We start from the raw sequence: 22,457 nt of genomic DNA on the forward strand, positions 1-22,457 counted from the left end.
CTGCGATTAAAAATAATCATCAGTTAAACTTGTCAAGCAGAATTGCTGTGAGTGAACAAAAATGAGTCGAACTAGTCGCATGATTGATCGACGATTAGCGAAAGCTTTAGTCATCTTACAAGCAGTAATGATTCCTGTTTCAGCCCTGATTGGTTGGGTCCTTAAAGACACAATCACAGCATATAGTGCAGCTTTGGGTGCGTTGGTATGCTGGCTAGCAAGTAGCTACTTTTCATGGCAGTCGTTTCGTGCGGCTGGTGCCCGTGCCTCTAAACAGGTGCTGTCAAACATGTATCGTGGCTTAATGGGCAAGTTTGCAATCGTGATTGTTGGATTCATTTTGATTTTGATCAATGTCAAACCGTTGTCAGCGGTGGCATTGTTTTGTGGTTTTATGCTCGTACAAAGTATGTCGTGGGTCGCTCCTTTTTGGGCAACACGCTTAAAAAAACGAGTATAAGCACAACAAAAAATTGAAAAGTTTTTTGGAGAGTAACGAGATATCAGGCAGCACGCGATATTCGTTTTCTCTATTAGTTTTGACATTGACCAGGTGTGATTTATGGCTGCTGAAGAACATGCCCTTACTTCGACCGAGTACATTCAGCATCACTTGACTAACATGACCTATGGCAAAATGCCAGATGGTACTTGGAAGTTAGCTGAGACTGCTAAAGAAGCTCAAGAGATGGGGTTCACTGCTATTCACTTGGATTCAATGGGTTGGTCTATCGGCCTTGGTATTGTTTTCTGTTTGTTGTTCTGGGTTGTAGCGAAAGCTGCAAACTCTGGTGTTCCGACCAAGTTCCAGTCTGCAATCGAAATGATTATCGAGTTCGTTGACTCAAGTGTCCGTGACACTTTCCATGGCAAATCGCGCTTAATCGCGCCGTTAGCGTTGACCATCTTCGTGTGGATTTTCCTCATGAACTTGATGGACTTGATCCCTGTTGACTGGATTCCTTATACAGCTCAATTGATCGGTGCTAACGTGTTTGGTATGGATCCTCACCACGTTTACTTCAAAATCGTTCCATCTACTGATCCTAACATTACCCTTGGTATGGCATTGTCAGTATTTGCGTTAACTATTTTCTATAGTATCCGTGAGAAAGGTCTTGTCGGATTCGGTGCAGAATTTGCACTTAACCCATTTAACCCAAGTAACCCAGTTTTAAAAGCATTACTTATTCCAGTAAACATTATTCTTGAATTAGTAACTTTTATTGCACGTCCAATCTCATTGGCTCTACGACTGTTCGGTAACATGTATGCGGGTGAGTTGATCTTCATCTTGATCGCATTATTGCCGTTCTGGATCCAGTGGGCGTTGTCTGTGCCTTGGGCGATCTTCCATATTCTTGTTATTACGTTACAAGCATTCATTTTCATGATGTTGACTATCGTATATATGAGTATGGCTAGCGAAAAGCATTAATGGTATTGCTCAACTGTCAAAGGGTGGTTGGGCACACAATTTTTTAACTTAATTTGGTATAAACCTAACCTCTGAGGAATTATCATGGAACTCACTTTAGGTCTAGTTGCAATTGCATCTGCTATCTTGATCGCTTTTGGTGCTTTAGGTACTGCGATTGGTTTTGGTCTTCTAGGCGGCCGTTTCTTAGAAGCTGTTGCTCGTCAACCAGAATTGGCTCCACAACTTCAAACTCGTATGTTCTTAATCGCGGGTCTTCTTGATGCTGTGCCTATGATCGGTGTTGGTATTGGCTTGTTCTTCATCTTCGCTAATCCATTTGTAGGTTAATCAGCTTAATTCCTAAATTAAACTATTGAGGAATAGCAATGAATATCAACCTCACATTGATTGGCCAAGCGATTGCTTTTGCGATTTTTGTCGCATTCTGCATGAAATTTGTTTGGCCACCACTAATCAATGCGATTAGTGAGCGTCAGCGTAAAATCGCTGATGGCTTAAACGCTGCTGAAAAAGCGAAAGCTGACCTTGCGGATGCGCAAGCACAAGTGAAAGCTGAATTAGATGCGGCTAAAGCACAAGCGGCTCAATTGATCGAACAAGCGAACCGTCGTGGTGCGCAATTGGTAGAAGAAGCGCGTACTCAAGCTGCGGCTGAAGGTGAGCGTATTCGTCAACAAGCTAAAGAAGCTGTTGATACTGAAATCAATGCTGCTCGCGAAGAATTACGTCAACAAGTTGCTGCTCTTGCAGTTACTGGCGCAGAAAAAATTCTGAACCAGCAAGTTGACGCAGAAGCTCACAATGCCATGCTGACTCAGCTGGCTGCTAAACTTTAAGAGAGGCGGATTATGGCTGAACTCTTGACGTTGGCACGCCCATACGCTAAAGCAGCATTTGCTTACGCTTCTGAGCAAAATGCAACTGACGCTTGGTCAAATGCATTAAACTTGCTCAGTGCTGCGGTGCAAGACGAAGCATTTTCAGCTTATCTAAATCGCCCTGAGCTTACTCCTGCTGAGCAGGTAAGTGTTTTCGCAAAAGTTTTAGGTGAAGACCAGACTGCAGCAGTGTCAAACTTTTTGACATTGCTTGCTGATAATGACCGTCTGGCACTTCTTCCTGAAATTTCAGAAGAATACGAACAGCTCAAATCACAGAATAACAATACTGTGGATGTAGTGATTGAATCTGCATTCCCATTGACTTCTGTACAAGAACAATTACTTGCGCATGCATTAGAGAAAAAATTCGAAGCTGCCGTAAATGTTTCAGTAGAAGTTAACCCAGCGTTAATCGCGGGTGTAGTTATTCGTGCAGGCGACCAAGTGATAGATGATTCTGCGCTTAACAAGCTTGAAAAAATGCGGACTCGTCTTCTTGCTTAACAGCTTGAAGACTGAACTTTAAAAAGATTGAGGTATAGCGCAATGCAACAACTGAATCCATCCGAGATCAGTGCGCTCATTAAACAGCGTATCGGCGATCTGGACACCAGCGCGACCGCTAAGAACGAAGGGACCATTGTTATGGTTTCCGACGGTATTGTGCGCATTCACGGCCTTGCTGATGCAATGTACGGTGAAATGATCGAATTCGACGGCGGCTTATTTGGTATGGCACTGAACCTAGAACAGGATTCAGTGGGTGCCGTTGTCTTAGGTAACTACTTAAGCCTTCAAGAAGGTCAAAAAGCTCGTTGCACAGGTCGTGTATTAGAAGTTCCGGTTGGTCCAGAACTTTTAGGCCGTGTAGTAGATGCTTTGGGTAACCCAATTGATGGTAAAGGCCCTATTGACGCAAAACTTACTGATGCTGTTGAAAAAGTAGCACCAGGCGTAATTTGGCGTCAATCAGTGGATCAACCTGTACAAACTGGTTATAAATCAGTAGATACAATGATCCCTGTTGGTCGTGGTCAACGTGAGTTGATCATCGGTGACCGTCAAACTGGTAAAACAGCTATGGCGATCGATGCGATCATCGCTCAGAAAAACTCTGGCATTAAATGTATCTACGTAGCAATTGGTCAAAAACAATCGACTATCGCTAACGTTGTGCGCAAGCTAGAAGAAACTGGCGCTATGGCGTACACAACTGTTGTAGCAGCTGCTGCAGCTGATCCTGCAGCGATGCAGTATCTTGCTCCGTATGCTGGTTGTACAATGGGTGAGTACTTCCGTGACCGCGGTGAAGACGCGCTTATCATTTATGATGACTTGTCTAAACAAGCTGTTGCTTACCGTCAAATTTCATTGCTTCTACGTCGTCCACCAGGTCGTGAAGCATATCCTGGTGACGTATTCTATCTACACTCACGTTTACTTGAACGTGCTTCACGTGTATCTGCTGACTACGTTGAGAAATTCACTAACGGTGAAGTTAAAGGCCAAACTGGTTCATTAACTGCATTACCGATTATTGAAACTCAAGCCGGTGACGTATCTGCATTCGTACCTACAAACGTAATTTCGATTACTGACGGTCAGATCTTCTTAGAAACATCATTATTCAACGCAGGTATTCGTCCTGCTGTGAACGCGGGTATCTCTGTATCACGTGTTGGTGGTTCTGCTCAGACTAAGATCATCAAAAAATTGTCAGGTGGTATCCGTACCGCTCTTGCGCAATACCGTGAATTAGCTGCGTTTGCTCAGTTCGCTTCTGACCTTGACGAAGCAACTCGTAAACAGCTTGAACATGGTCAACGTGTAACTGAGCTTATGAAGCAAAAACAATATGCTCCATACTCAATTGCTGACCAAGCTGTTTCAATTTATGCATCTAACGAAGGCTATATGGCTGACGTAGAAGTGAAGAAAATCGTTGCATTTGATGCTGCGTTGATCTCTTACTTCCGTTCAGAACATGCTGCGTTAATGCAAAAAATTGACGAGACTGGTGCTTACGATAAAGAAATCGAAGCAGCAATCAAAGCAGGTATTGAAAGCTTTAAAGCGACTCAAACTTACTAAGATTCAACGATGTTGAATCTGGTTCTGGTTTGGTTCACGGATCAACCTTCGAAAGCTCGAAAGGGCTTTCGAATACTAGGTTAAGCGTATGGCAAATTTAAAAGAAATTCGCGCCAAAGTAGCTAGTATCAAAAGCACGCAGAAAATTACTCGCGCGATGCAGATGGTAGCAGCTTCTAAGATGCGTCGTGCGCAAGAGCGCATGGCTCAAGGCCGTCCGTATGCCGAAAATATGCACCGTGTAATTGCTCATTTGGTACAAGCGAACCCTGAATACAAACACCGTTATATGGTTGAACGTCCTGTAAAGCGCGTTGGCTATATCATTGTTTCTTCAGATCGCGGCCTTGCTGGTGGTTTGAACATTAACTTGTTCAAAAAAGTGGTCAAACACGTACAACAGCAACAAGAGCAGTCAATTGAAGTTCAATTTGCTTTAATTGGTCAAAAAGCGGTTTCGTTTTTTAAAAACTACGGCGGTAAAGTTCTTGGTGCAACTACAAACGTAGGTGATGCTCCGAGTCTTGAACAGTTAACTGGTTCTGTACAGGTGATGTTAGACGCGTTTGATAAAGGCGAGTTAGATCGTATTTATCTAGTGTCAAACGGCTTTGTCAACGCCATGACTCAAAACCAAAAAATCGAACAGCTTGTTCCTTTAGCAGCTGCTGAGGAAAGCGAAGGCCTAAATCGTCAATACGGTTGGGACTATATCTATGAACCAGAAGCTGAAGAGCTTCTAAATGGTTTATTGGTTCGTTACATTGAGTCTATGGTTTATCAAGGTGTGATTGAAAACATCGCATGTGAACAGTCTGCTCGTATGGTTGCAATGAAAGCTGCAACTGATAACGCGGGTGAATTGATCAAGAGCCTACAACTTATTTATAACAAGCTGCGTCAAGCCGCGATTACTCAGGAAATCTCTGAGATCGTTGGTGGTGCCGCTGCCGTTTAACATTATTAGTTTGAATTGAGGAGACAGCAATGAGTAGCGGTCGTATCATTCAGATCATCGGCGCGGTTATCGACGTCGAGTTTGAACGTAACAGCGTTCCTAAGATCTATGACGCTCTCCATGTTGATGGTACTGAAACTACATTAGAAGTTCAGCAGCAACTTGGTGATGGCGTAGTTCGTACTATTGCAATGGGTTCTACTGAAGGCCTTAAGCGTGGTCTTACTGTAACTAACACTGGCGCGCCTATCTCTGTACCTGTAGGTACTGCATGTTTAGGTCGTATCATGGACGTTCTTGGTCGCCCTATCGACGAAGCTGGTCCTGTTGGTACTGAAGCTCGTTTACCAATTCACCGTCAAGCGCCTTCTTATGCAGAACAAGCGGCTTCTACTGACCTTTTAGAAACTGGTATTAAAGTCATTGACTTACTTTGCCCGTTCGCTAAAGGTGGTAAAGTTGGTCTGTTCGGTGGTGCCGGTGTTGGTAAAACTGTAAACATGATGGAGTTGATCAACAACATCGCGAAAGCTCACTCAGGTTTATCTGTGTTTGCTGGTGTTGGTGAGCGTACTCGTGAAGGTAATGACTTCTATCACGAGATGAAAGACTCAAACGTACTTGACAAAGTAGCGATGGTTTACGGTCAGATGAACGAGCCACCGGGTAACCGTTTACGCGTAGCGTTGACTGGTTTGACTATGGCTGAGTACTTCCGTGACGAAAAAGACGAAAACGGTAAAGGCCGTGACGTTCTATTGTTCGTTGACAACATCTATCGTTATACACTAGCGGGTACTGAAGTATCAGCACTTCTAGGTCGTATGCCATCTGCAGTAGGTTACCAACCGACTCTTGCAGAAGAGATGGGTGTTCTTCAAGAACGTATTACGTCTACTAAGTCTGGTTCTATTACGTCAATCCAAGCGGTATACGTACCTGCCGATGACTTAACAGATCCATCGCCTGCGACTACCTTCGCTCACTTGGACGCGACTGTTGTATTGAGCCGTGACATCGCATCTTCTGGTATTTACCCAGCGATCGATCCACTTGACTCTACTTCACGTCAGTTAGATCCACTTGTAGTGGGTACTGAGCATTACGAAATCGCTCGTTCAGTTCAAAACGTTCTTCAACGTTACAAAGAATTGAAAGACATTATCGCAATTCTTGGTATGGACGAATTGGCAGAAGAAGACAAACTTACTGTATACCGTGCACGTAAGATCCAACGTTTCTTCTCTCAACCGTTCCACGTAGCTGAAGTGTTTACTGGTGCTCCTGGTAAACTTGTACCGCTTAAAGAAACAATTCGTGGCTTTAAAGGTCTTCTAGCTGGTGAATACGACCACATTCCAGAACAAGCGTTCTACATGGTTGGTGGTATTGATGAAGTTATTGCTAAAGCTGAGAAACTTTAATTAGTTCCCTAATTTAGGAGATTCTCATGGCGACTATGCAATGTGACGTTGTAAGTGTTAAAGAGTCTTTGTACTCTGGCGCTGTAACTATGCTAATTGCTAAAGGTGCTGGTGGTGAGTTAGGTATTATGCCTGGCCATGCGCCACTAGTAACTTTGCTCAAGCCGGGCGCAATCCGCGTTCTGCTTGAAAATGGTACAGAAGAATTAATCTATGTATCAGGTGGTGTACTTGAAGTTCAACCGCACGTTGTTACTGTACTTGCAGATACTGCAGTACGTGCTGACAACCTTGATGAAGCAGCAATTATTGAAGCTCGTAAACAAGCTGAACAATTGTTAGCAAATCAAAAGAGCGACTTGGACTCAGCTGCTGCTTTGGCTGCTCTTGCAGAAACTGCTGCTCAGTTGGAAACCATCCGCAAAATCAAAAACCGCGCTCAATAAGACGCAGTTTGAGATTGAAAGAGCCACCCGAAAGGGTGGTTTTTTTATGCCTGAATAATAAATAAATTTGACTATTTCATTAATTTTTAATTTTCATATGCTTAAAATATGTCAATGGAATTCATGATGTCTAATAAAATCTTTTTTACATTAGTATTATCTTTGGGATTTGTTGGGTGTGCATCCGTACCTAAAGCAGATCAAAATGCTTCAGCACTAGTCGAATAATTTAATTCCCCCACAAGAAGTCAATGCAGGAATTTACGTATATCGCTCAGCTTCTGTGAAAGGCCCTGCCTTAAAGAAAGATGTATGGGTAGATGGGGGATGTTTAGGTGAAACCTCTCGTGGAGTATTTTTTATAAAGAAGTAGTTGGTAATCAAAAACATACAATTTCGACTGAATCAGAATTTTCACCTAACCATTTGGATATTGAAACTGCGGTAGGTAAACAATATTTTGTTCAGCAATTTATTAAAATGGGCGCATTTGTAGGTGGGGCAAATTTAAAACTGGTTGATGAACAAACAGGAAAAAAGGCCATTAGCGAATATGCATTTGCACAAGCGGTAATTGCAGCAAAGCCACCATCGCATTGAAATAAAGGTTCATATGTAGATAAGAAGCTACTCGAAAGGGTAGTTTTTTATCCCTAAATTAGTTGAAATTGATCAATCTAAAGTTGAATATATTTTATTCAATACAATCTTTATGGTGATTAAATTCAATCAGCTAGCATTGCACCATGAACCTTATCGCCTATGAGCCGCATTTTTGGGAACTTTATCAAGACTTTGATCAATATTATTTGAGCATTGCGGTTGATCTAAGTTCTGTCGTGTCATGTTGGGATGTTGAACTCACCCATGAAGAAGTCCAGCAATATGAACACCGTGGGCGCGTGACTATTCAAGAACTGGCAAAATCGATGGTCGCTGCTGCTTATAAAGGTGATTTTGCTTCATTAGAAAGTCGTTTAGTGAAACCATATGAGCGTCAGGCCATGCAATCGGCTTTTAAAAAATGGAAAGATAGCCAAAAAGCAGGTTAATGGTTGTTATTCATGCATGGGTAAAATTGAAAACTCGCCGTGACTGATAATTTTTATTTTAAAAATTTGATCAAAGCCTTCATCTTGTGACGGGACTTGAAGCTTGCGATAAGTCGCACGCACGCCAACTTCTGGAATATGGGCTTTACCTTCACGAAAACTGTTGCGCTTTAAGGTGCTGTCCAAATCGGTTTCAAAATAATAAGCAATCACTTCAAAACCTGCATCAACTGCGCGTTGGATATAGCGAGCACGAGCTTCCCGATCTGGGTTGGTATTGTCAATCACCATTTTGGTTTTGGATGCCAAACCTGCTTCAAAGATCATATTTTCCCGATGTCGGGTTTTCAACATATCCAAATTAATACGTAAATGGCTATGATATAAATTCAACATGTAAAAGGTGGATTTGCCAGAGGCTTGAACGCCTGTAAAAATAATCAGCTGCATAGCATTTGCAATGAAAGCACGGAATGAATAGTAGAGTATTAAATCAGCTACCCAGTTTTGCTACAATCTCTACAAAATAAATAAGAACAAGTTGCAAAGGTCCGTATGCACAAATTTTTCACCAGTTTATCACTGTGTCTTTGTTATAGTTTGCTCGTTGCATGTCAAAGCCAATACGTCACGAAACCCAATCTTCCCACTGAAGCTGCACTTGTCGCTGAATCGGTTGATAATGGCATCAGTACTGAGCTTAAAATCCCATATATGACCGCCTTTCGAAATCTGCGACAAGCCTATAATCACTGTGTTGCGTTTACCGCGAACAATCGCTACGTCTATACCGATAATCGTTTAGAAGAGCATTTGGAGCAGGGGACATTGATGGCACGAACTGAGCATGGGGCGTATTTGCATAAAATGTTGGTCGAAAGTTTAGATCCGCAGACGACACGTATTACCTTATTTTTACCGAAGCAATATAGCTTTGCCCAAGCACGTTTTAAACAAGATGTTCAGCGCGCACTTGGACAAGATAAAAACTGTAATACTTTTGAATTTGCTCAATCCAACTAATTGAACTTTAAGACGCTTGTGAGTTTTCCTGCTCTGGGTGCTCTACACGTTTACCGCCTTCATAACTGGCAAATCGAGCCTGATCACGTTTGAAGACCGGTGCGGGTGTTGGCCAATGCCAATCTCCAAAATGGGTTTCACGATAGCGTTTAAAAGCCGCATCGAGTTCTTCCGTGGTATTGAGCACAAATGGACCGCGCATCGCCACGGGTTCATTAATCGGTTCACCTTCTAACCACAGAATCCGTGCTTCTAATCCACCTGCTTTGAGATGGACGTTGGCATCTGATTGGAGTTCAACCAAATGCTTCATCTGAATGGTTTGACCTTCTATTTCTAATGTATTGCCTTGATAGAAATAAGCAAAACGGTTGGAGCTACTTGTTGTTGCGGGAATCACCAACTCTGCACCTGCTTGCATGGTGATTAAATAAATGTTGACCTTATTTTCTGCGGCAGCCGCCCATGAGTGTGGCGGTCGGGAAATAGCATCAGTGGATTTAAACTGCCCTGAAATCACGCGAATATCCGATTTTTTTCCTTCACTATCCGTTTCAAAGACGTGAGGAATCTCTTCACGCCAAAACATTTTATAGTCGGCATCATGGGTTTTCTGTTCAGCTGATGAATTAAACCAAATTTGGAAAAGTTCAAAAGGATTGGCTTTATCTTCATGCAGTAGGGGGAACATTTCACAGTGTTCAATGCCATTGCCTGTAGACAGCCATTGCACATCACCCGCAGCATAGCGTCCGCCATTGCCTAATGAGTCAAAGTGATCGACATAGCCTTGTTCGACCAAGGTAATGGTTTCAAAGCCGGTGTGTGGATGCTCTGGGAAACCTGGAACCACATCGCCATAGTACATATTGAATTCATCTTTCTCTGCGGCTGTTTTTGGCCCCATGTCTGCATTTGCAGCAGGAAAATGATCAATATGATGAGCAGTAAATAAGAAAGGATCTTTTAAATCTAAACGAAAGGTAATGGGTGTAATGTTATAAATCACAGCGTTTGACATAACTGTTCCATCATTGGCTTTATTATTAAACATTAATCTAAAAGGAAAAACAGTCGTGTTCTATAGCGGAACTGTACGAAAAAAGCGTTAGCTCAAGGTCTAACGCTTTTTTGATTTACAACAGGTGGAATGCAATGGAAATACTAAATTTCGCTACTTATTCAGTTTTAGTGGGTGCATTAGATGAGCTGTTAGCTGCTTGGTCTTGGATCAACATACCTGCCAATTTCAGCATTTCCGCTTGAATATTTCCCATTTGATTTTGGATTTTCTGAAAATCAACTTTGCTTAAATCGACTTGTCCATTGAGAAAAGGTGAGGCCAATACTTGCTGATTCGCTGCCTGTAGATTGCTGCGAATATCATTAATCTCAGTGCTTTTTAGATTTAAATCATTCAAAGCTTGATTGAAACCTTTGAGTTGCTGTTGCAGCTGGATTGCCGCTTTTTGCAATTGGAGATGATCTTGGTTGCTGACTGCGGTTTCTAAATCGACCTGCGTTTGTTTGAGTTGTTCAACATAAGTGCCGGCTTTAAGTTGCATATCCGCAACATCGCGAACGATATAAAACATATTGCCACTTTTTAATTGACTTTGATCGGTCGCCTGACTTTGTGTCGCGGATTGACCTTCGTTTGTTGATGTTGTTGCAGGGCGATCATTTTCTGCTGCGATTTCTTGTTCCTGTTGCGGTACTGTGGCAGGTTCACAGCCAATCAGTACCAAGACACCACTAAAAATGGCAAAAGGGAGAAGGGCATTCTGCACAAGCTTTTTCATTCAATCATCACTATGTGTTAAGTCTCTGCTTTGAATATAGGGGGAAAATGTGGATTAAAAATAGATTGTTGCAAAGCAATAACAAAATAATCGCTCGAACAAAAAAGAGGGCATTTGCCCTCTTTTGATGTTTTGATGGGTTTAACCCGCAATGATTTTGATCATGGCGTGGCTGACGGCATTCATTAAAATGTAGTCGCCATTCACTTTAATCCATTGTTGGTTTTTGCCTGGTTTAGACAATTTTTTGTATTTAATGTGGTCTACTTTGTAGCGATGACCACGGTATTCAGAAGGTACTTTTTGTCCAGAACGCCAGATATGTGATGGATTTACCGCTTTTTTCTTGTTCTGGCTTTGGTTTTTACCCCGTGTGTATTGTTTAGTGTGCTGTTGGGTTTTCGTCTTTTGAGTATTTTGCCGTGCATCTATTGTTAGCGCAGAAACACGTGCTGTCAAAAAATACATAAAATGATAGCTTTTATTAATGTATTCATAAGTTCACCTGTTTACTGCTGGATGTGAATTGATAAGACTCATGATAATGAGTATTTACAGGGAAGCTTTGAATAATGTGTATGTGAAATATTAAAACAATGGATAAAATGTTTAAATTATCAATATGTGATAATTATTAAATATTATTGTGATAATTTAAAATGATCAATCTCAGTTAAAATCATAATAATCTTAACTGAGAGATTGAGATATTGTCGAATTATTTGGCTAATTCAGCGTTAATGGCATCGACAATACGTGCATCATCTGCCTTGATGTCAGGTGCAAATCGTGCCACAACTTCACCTTGTTTATTCACGAGGAATTTTTCAAAATTCCATAAAACTTCAGGCTTAGGATTTGGAGTTAAACCGTATTCAACTAAATCATCCCACCATGGGCCTTCACCAATGCGTTCAGGGATGGCTTGGGTTAAGGTTTGATAAAGTGGGTGTTTATCCGCGCCTGCCACAGAAATTTTTGCAAAAAGTGGGAAATCAACCTTGTAGTTGATCGAGCAAAATTCTTGAATTTCAGCTTCAGAACCAGGTTCTTGCTCTAAAAAGTTATTGGCAGGAAAACCTAAGACTTCAAAACCTTGTGATTTCTTCTCTGTATAGAGTTTTTCTAAGCCTTCATATTGCGGTGTTAGCCCACATTTAGAGGCTACATTGACCAATAATAAAACCTTGCCTTGGTATTGATTGAGTGTGATGTCATCACCTTGGATCGTTTTTACTGGGATATCGTAAACTGAAGCTGACATATTCGTTCCTAATTGAAGTTGTGCCTTTCATCCTTGTTTTAAAGGGAAATCTGGTGAACAGCAAGCTTTTATCGATAGGCTTTTCGCATAATTTTTGTAGTAGTTTGCAGAATTCGAGCTGATGCTTGCTTGAGTGCTTGAGTGCTTGAGTGCTTGAGTGCTTGAGTGCTTGAGTGCTTGACGTTTAACTAGTGGCGCGGTGTTGGTTTGGGGTTTTTCCTGTATAGCGTTTAAAAAACTCAATAAAGCTTGAGCTGTGTTGATACCCTAATTCATAGCTGAGAGCTTTAATAGACTGACCAGCGCGGAGTTGTTGAATGGCATAAATAATTTTTGCACGGTTTCTCCATTCAGAAAGGCTCATTTGCAGTTCGTTATGACTCAGCCGCAGTAACTGACGCTCACTTAAACCGACATTGGATAAGCATCGTTGTAGGCTCAAACTAAAATGATCTACATCTGCAAGCTGCGCCAAGATCGGCTTTAACACTGCATCATGGCTTTGCGGTAAATAATGTTGATGTTTGGGCGCAGTTTTTAACTGGTCGAATAAGACCTGTAACAGGTGTCGATAGGGTGGTGTGGTATGTTGCTCTGTAGGAAAGGCCAAAATTTCTTGCACCAACAAACGAAAAAAAGGCTGGATGCTAAATACTTCCGTCTGCTTGGGAAAATCTATGTAGAGCTCAGGCGCCAGTCGGATTGCCACATAATGAATGGGTTGTTCATCAATCGCGACTGAGCAATGTTCTGTCTGTGGGGGAATCCACACCCCATAACTGGCAGGTGAGAGATGATGTTGCCCTTGTATTTCATATTCGAAAATACCATCGAGACAAAAATTAAAATCACCCCAAAGACAACTGTGCGGATAGACAGCATCTAATGTGGTGTAGTGTGCTTCAAAAAGCTCGATCTGTTGTTCAATCGGTGGTGATGTCATATATGCCTAGGTGTCGATGTCTGAACTACAATATAAATGTCTGAAATCATGTATTTCAATTAAAACAGACATCACTCAAAATACCTAGACCAATCTTTGCACGATATATTGAGGAGTCAGACATGTTGCTTCAAGCGCGTTGGGCGAAATTTGCAATTTGTTTGCCTCTGATCGCGGTATTTATATGGTCGTTAAATATTACCGTCACCCGCTATGTGACGGATTATATTTCACCAGTCAGTATCAGTTTTTATCGATGGTTTATTGCATTTTTGATCCTGACCCCCTTTATGCTGAAAACCGTTTGGCAGCAAAGACAGCTTATCGGGCAGCATTGGCAGCAATTGGCTGTCCTGAGTGCTTTTGGCATGGTGTTATATCAAGGCTTGGGCTATACCGCTGCGCATTATACGACGGCGACCAATATGGGCATCATCAATGCCTTTATCCCTGTTTTTACGATTGCCGTTGCATTTTTCATACTGAAAGATGTGCCTAATCGCTATGCCATCTTGGGCTGTGCGATTTCATTTACGGGGCTATTGTTTGTCATCGCGCAAGGAGATTTCAGTCAATTACTGAATATGGGCGGACATTTCGGCGATATCCTGATGATCTTCGCAGTGTTCTTTTATGCCTTTTATGGGGTGTTTTTAAAAAAATGGCAACTGAAACTTCCGCTACTGTTGAGCTTATATGTACAAATTTTCTTTGCCGTTTTATATCACTTGCCATTCGTGTTGTATTTAGGCATTGATGCGATTAATCCTGCGAATGCGCCAAGTGTATTTTATGCGGCAATTTTTCCATCATTGATTGCACCGTTGGTATGGATGTTGGCTGTGCAACATCTCGGGCCGAATCGCACCAGTATTTTTATGAATTTGATGCCGGTATTTACCGCGATTATTGCCTATTTCTGGTTGGCTGAGCAGTGGATGATTTATCATACTGTTGGCACAGTGATGGCGATTACTGGGGTGATCTTGGCGCAGCGTAAGTAAATCTAGTAAAAAGTTGAAAATTTATGAGAATTATTGATTAAAAAATAGGCAAATAAATTTGTTTTTTTATAGAGCAAATCTTTTGAAAATGGAGTTTTGAGTGTAAAACTGAATTAAAAAAACAAATTCTCGTCTTAAAAATCAATCAAAAATAGATACATATTTTGACTAAGTGGTTATAAAATCAGAAATAAAGTGCTTATCAGTAGTTTTATTTATATAAAAAATATATTTGTTAAATTTAAAAAAATATTACATAATACTTTCATCGTAAATAAGGAAGTAATTCTTAATAATTACTTGATATTTACCCAGAGATTGCAAGACCCTCTGGATGTGATTTTATACACATCCTTTTTTATGCTCAGCCATCCCTATATGGCTGAGCTTTTTTTTTGTTTGTATTTTCTAAAAGGCAGCTATAGACAGGCATCCGAGCTTATGCGCGGATGATGTCACCTGTTTCAGCATCAATAATTTTGCTTGGTTCTTGGCTTAGGCCGAGATCACCATTTAAGTAATTTAGTTCATTGGCAAAATACTGATTGGCTTCTTGTAAGGACCGTGCAGGGGTTAATCCTGCAGGATTGGCACTAGTAGACACAATAAAGCCATTAAAAGCTTGGCATAAAGCCACACATAAAGAATGGGTCGTCACACGGACTGCGACTTTTGGATGATTGCCTTTAATCCATGTTGGGATATGGTCGCCAGCCGGTAATAACCATGTAGTTGCACGTTCATTGGGTTTACGGTTGGTCCATGTCGCAACGACTTGCTGACGCATATCATCTGTTAAGCCTTGAAGCAGGTGTTCAACTTGAGCGACATTGGCCGCCAATAAAATCACGCCTTTTTCAATGGGACGTTGTTTTAAGCGCAAAATTTCAAGAAAGGCTTGCTCATTGTAGGGATCACAGCCCAATCCCCAAACAGCCTCTGTAGGATATGCGAGAACCTGACCTTTTTTAAGACAGGAAGCTGCTTCTGCAACAGAGGTGGTAATCATTTCTATAGACCTTATCTGATTCGACAGAGGACTATTGTGAACCTAATTTACCCATTCGACAACGTAAGTAGTGTCCGGCTTGTTGTGCGGCATAGCCCATTAACTCTAATTCCATCAGTTGACTGGTTAATGTCGCGGTATCAATTTTGAGTTGAATGGACAATTGATCAAGGCCTTGGCCGACCCAATCAAGCTGCCGATACAGCGCAATTAAATGTTCTGGGATAGGTTCGGGTGGCGGGGTGTCCGGTATTGCTGTTTCGGGTGTCGCTATTTCGGTGGTTGTTAAGGTCTCGGCAGCCTGTGATTGCCACTGTGTGGCTAGTGCCAAGTCTTCAATAACCTGTTGTGGATGATCAATCAAAATTGCACCTTCGCGTATGAGTTGATGGCAACCTTGATGCGACTCACTATAAATATGGCCTGGAATGGCAAAAATAGATTTGCCTTGTTCGGCAGCACGTTGAGCTGTGATCAGTGAGCCACTTTTTAATGCCGCCTCCGCCACGATGACACCAAGACTGAGCCCACTCACGATACGATTTCGATGTGGAAAATGGTGTTGCAATGGGGGAGTGTGTGGAAGAAACTCACTGATTACGGTCCCACCATGTTGGATGATCTCTTGTCTTAAACGCTGATGTGCGGTCGGATAAGTTTGATCTAAACCTGTACCCATCACGGCAATGGTTCTGTGGTGTTGTATGGCAGCGCGATGTGCCGCTTCATCAATTCCTTGTGCTAAACCGCTATTAATATAGAACCCTTGCTCACTCAGATAATAAGCAAAATCATAAGCAATTTGTCGACCTTGGGGACTGGGTTTGCGGCTACCCACAATCGCAATTTGGGGTTGCATCAAGGCTTGGGCATTACCTTGCCCAAATAGAATCGGCGGCTTGTCGCTATAAGGTAAAAGTTGTTGTGGATAGTTTAGGTCTTCAGGAATCAGTACAAAGTCACTGTATTGTTCAATATCCTTGAGACATTTTTCAAAGCTAAGCTGTCCACTTGGGCTGTGAAATTCCTCAAAGCGCTTTAAATGATTTTTATGCAGTCCTAATTTTTGCCATGTGGTGATTTGATTAGGCTTAAGGGCGTAGTGTAGGGCAGGATAGTGCTGCTGAATTTTATAGAAACTACGAAGTGAGTGTTGCACCACAAACCACAGGCGAATGTAATCTAAATGCAAGTCAGTCAATGAGTTGAGCATAATGAGACCTTTGAATATGTCTTCTTTTTATGGGTTAAAATTATTAGTGATATCGTTGTTGGATAATAAAAAATGAGGCTGAATACAGCCTCATTTTTATGGATTTGGTCTTAGTCATCCATCAGTGGTGGCTGAATCGTTGCACCCACTTTGATTGGTAATTCGCTCTCAAGTACATAAGCATAGCTTAAGTTATCAAACGTTTTGAATACCATGATGTTGCCAATACGTTGTCCTGGAAGTTGAACACGTTCTTTGGTTTTCGGATCAGTCACGATTTCACCTTTTTGGTTCACGCTAAAGACTTGACCAGATTGAACGCCTTGCAAGCTACCACGGTCGATTGTCACCACACTGTGAACCGCTGCAGTCCCAATCGAGCCCATGACACGAACAATACTACCGCCAGCAGTGACATTTTCAGCATTGGTTGGGTAGAACAGCGTTGGCAGCATTGGGTCATATTCAGGAAGAACACGATCGCCACGACGAACTTCAGCATTATAAGTATCGGTCAGTTCTAAAGTGGTAATGTCATTTTCACCACGAACGGCAACACCTGAAGCGACTTGAGTCAGTTCTAAACCTGCGTTGTGTTTTTTGCCGTTTGCATCGGTAAAGATGTACGGTTCGCCTTCACGGTAAACAGCATAACGTTGACCGACTTGCATACCTTGGCCGCGTGCATAAACTGTTTGGCCTTTGGCAGCTAATACACGTTGATCAGCTGTACCTAAAATGTAAGGTGTGCCTTCAACAGAATCAGCTGCAACAATCATGCTACGCTCAAGCCATTGCTTAATATATTCTAATGGGATAACCGGAATCGCACTGTTGAGGGATTCAACACGAACTTGTGGTTGAAGTTTAGTGCCACCTGTATAGCGACGAATAATACCTTCACAGCCATCACCTTCATCCTTACCGATGATTGGGCGGCCATTGTAGGTACACATTAATAGGCGGTCACCTGGGAAAATCCAGTGCGGATTTTTCACGTGTTTATTGCTCGCCCAGATTTCAGGCCAGCGCACAGGATTTTTTAAGAAACGCTTGGAAATATCCCACAACGTATCGCCTTTTTTCACCACATAAACTTGAGGCGCACCTGCCTTCAATGACGGTGGATTGACGTTACGAGCAGGGGCAGCTTCTGCAACACTGACCATTCCCATCCCCACACTTACACAGACTGTAAGTGCCAATAATTGTTTTTTAAACCCCAAGGCACTAAAAGTTGGCATGCCCTTCAAAACCTTTTTCATTATCATAATTCCTAAAATTATGTATGTAACTGCGTTATAATAACGATATTACACACAATTTTTTGATGAAGCATTCCTTCATTTTGTTTTTTGATCAATGGCATAAGTGAGGACGTCGTATGGCCTTATTACCTATTTTAAGTTTCCCCGATCCCCGTCTTCGTACCATTGCAAAACCAGTCGAAGAAGTTACTGATGAAATTCGTCAGTTAGCAGCCGACATGTTTGAAACTATGTATGAAGCACCGGGAATTGGCCTGGCAGCAACACAGGTAGATCACCATATTCAGCTGATAGTCATGGATTTATCTGAAGAAAAAGATCAACCCATGGTGTTTATTAACCCCAAAATTACGCCATTGACGCAAGAGACGCAGCCCTATGAAGAAGGCTGTTTATCAGTGCCTCAAATATACGATAAAGTTGAGCGCCCGTCACGTGTAAAAATTCAGGCAATTAATCTTGAAGGTCAATCATTTGAAGTGGAAGCGGACGGACTTCTCGCAGTTTGTATCCAACATGAAATGGATCACTTAAATGGTAAGTTATTCGTCGACTATCTATCGCCTTTGAAACGTCAACGTGCACGTGACAAAGTGGAAAAATTAGTTCGCCAACGCCAAAAAGATAAAGTCGCAGTTAAGCGTTAATTGATCGCGGTTAAAAAATACCTGAGACAAGCCCAATTTCGATTGGGCTTTGTTATACTTGGTTCAGACAAATGTTAGGGTTTGCCTGTATTGTTTCGTAGTGGAGTGCTGCTGTCCTTTGCAGCCGTTTTTTTGCAGATTGCTGTTTTTTTACAGCCATTGTTGCCCAAGCAATATCAAGTTGCTCCGGTCTGCGAAACCATTACGCGTGCACTTTTACTTCCCAATGTTCATGCTGAACATACCGCACATTCACACCATTCATCTTCCGCTCACGCTGAGAAAGTTCAAGTCGATCATACTGCCCATGAACATGATGCCAGTCATCAATGTCAGTATTGTACCGTTTATGGCAATTTGGTTTTGCCCCCTGAACTTGATGTAAAAGAAGTGCTTGATCGAATTCAAGTTCGTTTAATTGCTTTTCAAAAAGCTTTCAAGCATGTCTGGTTTGTTCTTCAACAACTCTTTTTACTTCCGCAAGGTCGAGCCCCGCCACTCGCTGCATAAATCCGACGTTTTTTAAACTTGGGTCTTTGAGGACTCAGGTACGCCTTTATTTATGTATTTTGTGAGATAAACATGGCTCAGCCTAAATTTTTTCTACAGCCTCTTGCGGCTGCAATTTGTGTTGCCTGCTATTCAACTACAGTGATGGCTGACGAGATGTCCGTAGAGATGACGGGAACCAATGCTGTACAAACTTTAGCACCGATTGTGGTGACATCACATCAGGGTAATGATGCCAATGGCCTGATTGTTCGTGCCAACCCCAAACAGCCGATTCAACCGATACCTGCCAGTGATGGGGCCGATTATTTAAAAAGCATTGTGGGTTTTAGTGCAGTGAAAAGTGGCGCAGGAAGCAATGGCGATGTGACGTTTCGTGGCATGTTTGGTTCACGCATTAAAATATTGACCGATGGTACAGAAAATCTCGGGGCTTGTCCGAGTCGTATGGATGCACCGACGTCTTATATTTCCCCTGAAAGTTATGACCGAATTTCAGTGATTAAAGGGCCTCAAACGGTTCAATATGCCAATACAGGTTCTGCTGCAACAGTCTTGTTTGAACGCAAACCTGAACAGTTGGATGCTGATAAAAACTACCGTGGTCAAGCCAGTGTGATGATCGGCTCTTATGGTCGCTTAGATCATAATGTCGAGGCGGCTGTGGGCGATGAAAATAAATATGTCCGTCTAAATGCCAGCCGTTCTGTTGCAGACAGTTACCAAGATGGAGATGGCAATACTGTGCCGTCAGACTGGGAGCGTTGGAATACAGATTTGGCACTCGGTTGGACGCCAAACGAAGATACATGGGTAGAACTTACTGGAGGTAAAGCCGATGGTGAGGCGGTGTACGCGGGCCGTTCAATGGATGGTTCGCAATTTGCCCGTGAAAGCTTGGGGCTTCGAGTCGAGAAAAAGAATGTCACTGAGGTGATTAAGAAAATTGAAGCACAAGTGAACTATAGCTTTAATGATCATGTCATGGATAACTATAGTTTACGTCCTGAACCAATGATGAAAATGGCGACTAATGTTGCTCGTAAAACATTAAACGCTCGTATGGCCGTAACCCATGAATGGGATAGTCTTCAATTTATTACGGGTATCGACAGCCAAAATAACCAACATAGTATTCGTAAAACAGATTCAAAAAATCATATTGTTTATCAAGACCAGCCACGTATGACAGACATGAAATATCAGTCTTATGGTGGTTTTGGTGAATTAACCTATCATTTTGATGATCAAAACAGTTTGGTTTCAGGTGTTCGGTTTGATCAAGTCGATGTGAAAGATGAACGACAAGATTCAATTGATCAAGGTTATAACCGTAAATTGGATAAAACCTTAACAAGTGGCTTTATCCGTTTTGAAAATACACATCCTGAACATGATGATGGTAAAACCTATATTGGTTTAGGCTATGTAGAACGTATGCCAGATTATTGGGAATTATTTAGCCCAAAATCAGGAAATGGTGATATCAATACATTCAATCATATTGATACGGAAAAAACGCTTCAGTTAGATATGGGCTATCAACATCAACATGGTGCTTTGAATTCTTGGGTGTCGGCTTATGCTGGTTTGGTGAATGATTATATTTTAACGAGTTATAAGCCTGGAACAGGAATGATGGGAGGTATGGAAGCGCATAGTCGAAATATCGATGCAACCATTGCAGGTGCAGAAGCTGGGATTGGCTATCAATTTACAGATGCGATCCAAGCAGATGTCAGCGCAATGTATGCGTGGGGGGAAAACACCACGGATAATACGCCATTACCACAAATCTCACCTTTAGAAGCTCGGGTAAATTTACGTTACATTCAGGATAATTATACTTTGGGTGCGTTATGGCGTGTTGTTGATGGTCAAAATCGGATTAGTCCAAACCAAGGTAATATTGTGGGATACGATCTACAGAAAAGTGCAGGCTTCGGTACGCTTTCTTTAAATGGTACTTATCATATTGATGAGGGTGTAGATGTATCTGTGGGTGTAGATAATCTCTTGAATAAAACCTACACCGAACATTTAAATAAGTTGGGGGATGCCGGTACAGGCTTAGCGGCAGATGAACAGTTCAATAATATTGGCCGAAATTATTGGGCACGTATTTCGATGAAATTCTAAGTTCTGATATTTGTCATCCAAAAAGCAGAGCGATCGCTCTGCTTTTTTTATTGGTGCATACTTGCCAGTTGTTTGGCTTTACTTTGATACGGTGCTAAACCGAGTTTTTGAATTGCACGGCCTTTTTGCTGTAATTTTTGATTTAAACTTGGGAGATGCTTAGCACCTGAATACAGGACGAGATTTCTAGCTAATAAATAATAGGCAAACCATGCGGCGGACTGGGGTTTGAGCCCTAATTTATGCATGCGTTTTTTGCCAATAAAAAATTGTGTCAGCTCCAGATGTTGTCGATAAGCCAGTTTTTGCTGAAATGGTCGGAGGTATTTGTATTGTCTTTCAAAAGGTTCTTTAGAGAGAGTGGCGCCGAGAGCCATACTGCTTGCATCAGATTGGGGGCATACAAATTGCATCCAATACAGCAGTTTCCAACCGTCAGATTCTTTTTCAATTAACCATTTTTCATCAATACCCATTAACCAACCCACATATCGCCAAAAATGCAAAAAGCTTTCGGTTTCTTGTTTTGATGGGAAAATTCCTAAAGCACGAATGCCCAAAAGCACCACACTGCTAAAGGCAAGATTGGTCATCGCCAAGTCAAATTGATTCATCTGTACCCCCCCCACGTTGTAAAATCCCAGTCTTTGCCTTTTTGGAGTTGATGCCGTACCAAAGCATGAATAAAACGCACATAAACTGTGTTTTATTGATAATTGGCTTGTTGATGAGTGTGCCAGTTTTGGTCTGGCTACTGCTGAAAGGTGGATTTGTAGGTGTGCTATTGATGGCGACATTATTTGGGATCGGCATTCCATTTATTCAGTGGTTGTATAGAAAGCCTGAAGAAGTGCACGGTGTTATGCCAGTTTTAATGTTTATCTTATGGGTGCCTGTGGCGTATTGCATGCTTTCTGTACGCTAAAAGCACTTTTTTAAGTAAAAAAACACTGATTTAGTAGAATAAATAAACAAACGTAATGAAAAAATAAAAATAAATGGAAAAGGGTGTTGCAACGGTCCTGAAATGCTGTAGAATGCACATCCATCGGCGGTGATGAAGATTAAAACTCCTGATAAAACAATGACTTGGTTGAATTGATTAAGTTGGGTTTTATTTGATAAGTTTGAAAATAATTTGAATTACTGGTTGACTCTTTAGAAATAAAGAGTAATATAGCCGACCTAGCTTGCTGGTGACGAACCAACAAGAAGATCATTAAGAGATTATGAAGAACAACTTGTGTGGATTTTTACTGATTGATCGATCGAAATTATTTTCATTGATTAATGGTAGAAATTACTCGAAGTTTATTTGAGCAAATTTTTGTCAGTAATTGAT

General features: G+C 41.7%; 25 protein-coding genes and 2 pseudogenes. 17 read left to right on the top strand and 10 right to left on the bottom strand.

Annotation, left to right across the window (positions count from 1 at the left end; all coding sequences use genetic code 11):
* Positions 1 to 61: 61 nt before the first annotated feature.
* The 11 genes and pseudogenes from FTT99_RS11730 to FTT99_RS11780 all read left to right on the top strand — a co-directional run bounded on the left by FTT99_RS11730 (position 62) and on the right by FTT99_RS11780 (position 8,293).
* The gene (locus tag FTT99_RS11730; protein WP_078194025.1) at positions 62 to 460 is read left to right on the top strand and encodes an ATP synthase subunit I; all 399 of its coding nucleotides are present in this window, start codon (positions 62 to 64) and stop codon (positions 458 to 460) included.
* A gap of 102 nt (positions 461 to 562) precedes the next feature.
* Positions 563 to 1,438, top strand: a complete 876-nt coding sequence (atpB, locus tag FTT99_RS11735) for a F0F1 ATP synthase subunit A (RefSeq protein WP_078194024.1) — start codon at positions 563 to 565, stop codon at positions 1,436 to 1,438.
* A gap of 84 nt (positions 1,439 to 1,522) precedes the next feature.
* The gene (gene atpE, locus FTT99_RS11740) at positions 1,523 to 1,768 is read left to right on the top strand and encodes a F0F1 ATP synthase subunit C (RefSeq protein WP_000424060.1); all 246 of its coding nucleotides are present in this window, start codon (positions 1,523 to 1,525) and stop codon (positions 1,766 to 1,768) included.
* A 38-nt stretch (positions 1,769 to 1,806) separates the two neighbouring features.
* The gene (locus FTT99_RS11745) at positions 1,807 to 2,277 is read left to right on the top strand and encodes a F0F1 ATP synthase subunit B (protein ID WP_078191477.1); all 471 of its coding nucleotides are present in this window, start codon (positions 1,807 to 1,809) and stop codon (positions 2,275 to 2,277) included.
* A 12-nt stretch (positions 2,278 to 2,289) separates the two neighbouring features.
* On the top strand, positions 2,290 to 2,826 hold the full coding sequence (locus FTT99_RS11750; protein ID WP_078191476.1) for a F0F1 ATP synthase subunit delta: 537 nt from the start codon (positions 2,290 to 2,292) through the stop codon (positions 2,824 to 2,826).
* A 42-nt stretch (positions 2,827 to 2,868) separates the two neighbouring features.
* Positions 2,869 to 4,413, top strand: coding sequence for a F0F1 ATP synthase subunit alpha (gene atpA, locus FTT99_RS11755; RefSeq protein WP_078194023.1), 1,545 nt, complete (start codon positions 2,869 to 2,871; stop codon positions 4,411 to 4,413).
* Positions 4,414 to 4,501: 88 nt separating this feature from the next.
* Positions 4,502 to 5,371, top strand: coding sequence for a F0F1 ATP synthase subunit gamma (atpG, locus tag FTT99_RS11760; RefSeq protein WP_078191474.1), 870 nt, complete (start codon positions 4,502 to 4,504; stop codon positions 5,369 to 5,371).
* A gap of 29 nt (positions 5,372 to 5,400) precedes the next feature.
* Complete coding sequence (gene atpD / locus FTT99_RS11765) at positions 5,401 to 6,795, top strand: F0F1 ATP synthase subunit beta (RefSeq protein ID WP_078191473.1); 1,395 nt, start codon at positions 5,401 to 5,403, stop codon at positions 6,793 to 6,795.
* A gap of 26 nt (positions 6,796 to 6,821) precedes the next feature.
* Positions 6,822 to 7,241: a F0F1 ATP synthase subunit epsilon gene (locus tag FTT99_RS11770; RefSeq protein ID WP_078194022.1), complete on the top strand. Its 420-nt coding sequence runs from the start codon at positions 6,822 to 6,824 to the stop codon at positions 7,239 to 7,241.
* Positions 7,242 to 7,367: 126 nt separating this feature from the next.
* A pseudogene (locus tag FTT99_RS16570) lies at positions 7,368 to 7,846 on the top strand (DUF2846 domain-containing protein).
* 141 nt (positions 7,847 to 7,987) lie between these two features.
* The gene (locus FTT99_RS11780) at positions 7,988 to 8,293 is read left to right on the top strand and encodes a hypothetical protein (RefSeq protein ID WP_180131971.1); all 306 of its coding nucleotides are present in this window, start codon (positions 7,988 to 7,990) and stop codon (positions 8,291 to 8,293) included.
* Between the two features lie 6 nt (positions 8,294 to 8,299).
* Here FTT99_RS11780 and FTT99_RS11785 read toward each other — a convergent pair whose 3' ends face one another.
* A complete protein-coding gene (locus FTT99_RS11785; protein ID WP_168378802.1) occupies positions 8,300 to 8,743 on the bottom strand; it encodes an AAA family ATPase in 444 nt (147 codons plus the stop codon).
* A 105-nt stretch (positions 8,744 to 8,848) separates the two neighbouring features.
* On the opposite strand from FTT99_RS11785, the gene FTT99_RS11790 reads away from it, so the two are divergent.
* Positions 8,849 to 9,316 carry a hypothetical protein gene (locus tag FTT99_RS11790; protein WP_180161502.1) on the top strand — a complete coding sequence of 156 codons (468 nt, stop codon included), beginning with the start codon at positions 8,849 to 8,851 and terminating at the stop codon, positions 9,314 to 9,316.
* A gap of 7 nt (positions 9,317 to 9,323) precedes the next feature.
* Here the strand turns inward: FTT99_RS11790 and FTT99_RS11795 are convergent, their stop codons facing one another.
* The 5 genes from FTT99_RS11795 to FTT99_RS11815 form a co-directional block, all read right to left on the bottom strand.
* Positions 9,324 to 10,337 carry a pirin family protein gene (locus FTT99_RS11795; RefSeq protein ID WP_180161504.1) on the bottom strand — a complete coding sequence of 338 codons (1,014 nt, stop codon included), beginning with the start codon at positions 10,335 to 10,337 and terminating at the stop codon, positions 9,324 to 9,326.
* Between the two features lie 157 nt (positions 10,338 to 10,494).
* Positions 10,495 to 11,118 carry a hypothetical protein gene (locus FTT99_RS11800; RefSeq protein WP_180161506.1) on the bottom strand — a complete coding sequence of 208 codons (624 nt, stop codon included), beginning with the start codon at positions 11,116 to 11,118 and terminating at the stop codon, positions 10,495 to 10,497.
* A 141-nt stretch (positions 11,119 to 11,259) separates the two neighbouring features.
* Entirely contained in the window at positions 11,260 to 11,586 is a 327-nt protein-coding gene (locus tag FTT99_RS11805) for an RcnB family protein (RefSeq protein ID WP_180131976.1), read from the bottom strand.
* Between the two features lie 250 nt (positions 11,587 to 11,836).
* Complete coding sequence (locus FTT99_RS11810) at positions 11,837 to 12,382, bottom strand: glutathione peroxidase (RefSeq protein ID WP_078194016.1); 546 nt, start codon at positions 12,380 to 12,382, stop codon at positions 11,837 to 11,839.
* 184 nt (positions 12,383 to 12,566) lie between these two features.
* Positions 12,567 to 13,325, bottom strand: a complete 759-nt coding sequence (locus FTT99_RS11815) for a helix-turn-helix transcriptional regulator (protein ID WP_180131978.1) — start codon at positions 13,323 to 13,325, stop codon at positions 12,567 to 12,569.
* Between the two features lie 122 nt (positions 13,326 to 13,447).
* Between FTT99_RS11815 and FTT99_RS11820 the strand changes: the two genes are divergently transcribed.
* Positions 13,448 to 14,329, top strand: coding sequence for a DMT family transporter (locus FTT99_RS11820; protein ID WP_180079238.1), 882 nt, complete (start codon positions 13,448 to 13,450; stop codon positions 14,327 to 14,329).
* A gap of 439 nt (positions 14,330 to 14,768) precedes the next feature.
* On the opposite strand, the gene FTT99_RS11825 is transcribed toward FTT99_RS11820, so the two are convergent.
* The 3 genes from FTT99_RS11825 to FTT99_RS11835 all read right to left on the bottom strand — a co-directional run bounded on the left by FTT99_RS11825 (position 14,769) and on the right by FTT99_RS11835 (position 17,816).
* Complete coding sequence (locus FTT99_RS11825) at positions 14,769 to 15,338, bottom strand: L-threonylcarbamoyladenylate synthase (protein WP_180107636.1); 570 nt, start codon at positions 15,336 to 15,338, stop codon at positions 14,769 to 14,771.
* Between the two features lie 31 nt (positions 15,339 to 15,369).
* Positions 15,370 to 16,551 (bottom strand): DNA-processing protein DprA, encoded by a 1,182-nt coding sequence (dprA, locus tag FTT99_RS11830; protein WP_180161508.1) that lies wholly within the window; start codon positions 16,549 to 16,551, stop codon positions 15,370 to 15,372.
* A gap of 110 nt (positions 16,552 to 16,661) precedes the next feature.
* On the bottom strand, positions 16,662 to 17,816 hold the full coding sequence (locus tag FTT99_RS11835) for a LysM peptidoglycan-binding domain-containing protein (RefSeq protein ID WP_180131982.1): 1,155 nt from the start codon (positions 17,814 to 17,816) through the stop codon (positions 16,662 to 16,664).
* A 119-nt stretch (positions 17,817 to 17,935) separates the two neighbouring features.
* Between FTT99_RS11835 and def the strand changes: the two genes are divergently transcribed.
* The 3 genes from def to FTT99_RS11850 all read left to right on the top strand — a co-directional run bounded on the left by def (position 17,936) and on the right by FTT99_RS11850 (position 21,115).
* Complete coding sequence (gene def / locus FTT99_RS11840; RefSeq protein WP_078191459.1) at positions 17,936 to 18,466, top strand: peptide deformylase; 531 nt, start codon at positions 17,936 to 17,938, stop codon at positions 18,464 to 18,466.
* 90 nt (positions 18,467 to 18,556) lie between these two features.
* Complete coding sequence (locus FTT99_RS11845; protein ID WP_180131984.1) at positions 18,557 to 18,976, top strand: DUF2946 family protein; 420 nt, start codon at positions 18,557 to 18,559, stop codon at positions 18,974 to 18,976.
* 72 nt (positions 18,977 to 19,048) lie between these two features.
* On the top strand, positions 19,049 to 21,115 hold the full coding sequence (locus FTT99_RS11850) for a TonB-dependent copper receptor (protein WP_180131986.1): 2,067 nt from the start codon (positions 19,049 to 19,051) through the stop codon (positions 21,113 to 21,115).
* A 47-nt stretch (positions 21,116 to 21,162) separates the two neighbouring features.
* Here the strand turns inward: FTT99_RS11850 and FTT99_RS11855 are convergent.
* Positions 21,163 to 21,821, bottom strand: a pseudogene (locus FTT99_RS11855) (oxygenase MpaB family protein); the annotation flags it as partial.
* Between the two features lie 21 nt (positions 21,822 to 21,842).
* Here FTT99_RS11855 and FTT99_RS11860 point away from each other — a divergent pair.
* Complete coding sequence (locus tag FTT99_RS11860; protein WP_180131987.1) at positions 21,843 to 22,040, top strand: hypothetical protein; 198 nt, start codon at positions 21,843 to 21,845, stop codon at positions 22,038 to 22,040.
* Positions 22,041 to 22,457: the final 417 nt, after the last annotated feature.

The organism is Acinetobacter sp. YH12040, from assembly GCF_013420005.1.
GTDB classification, from domain to species: domain Bacteria; phylum Pseudomonadota; class Gammaproteobacteria; order Pseudomonadales; family Moraxellaceae; genus Acinetobacter; species Acinetobacter amyesii.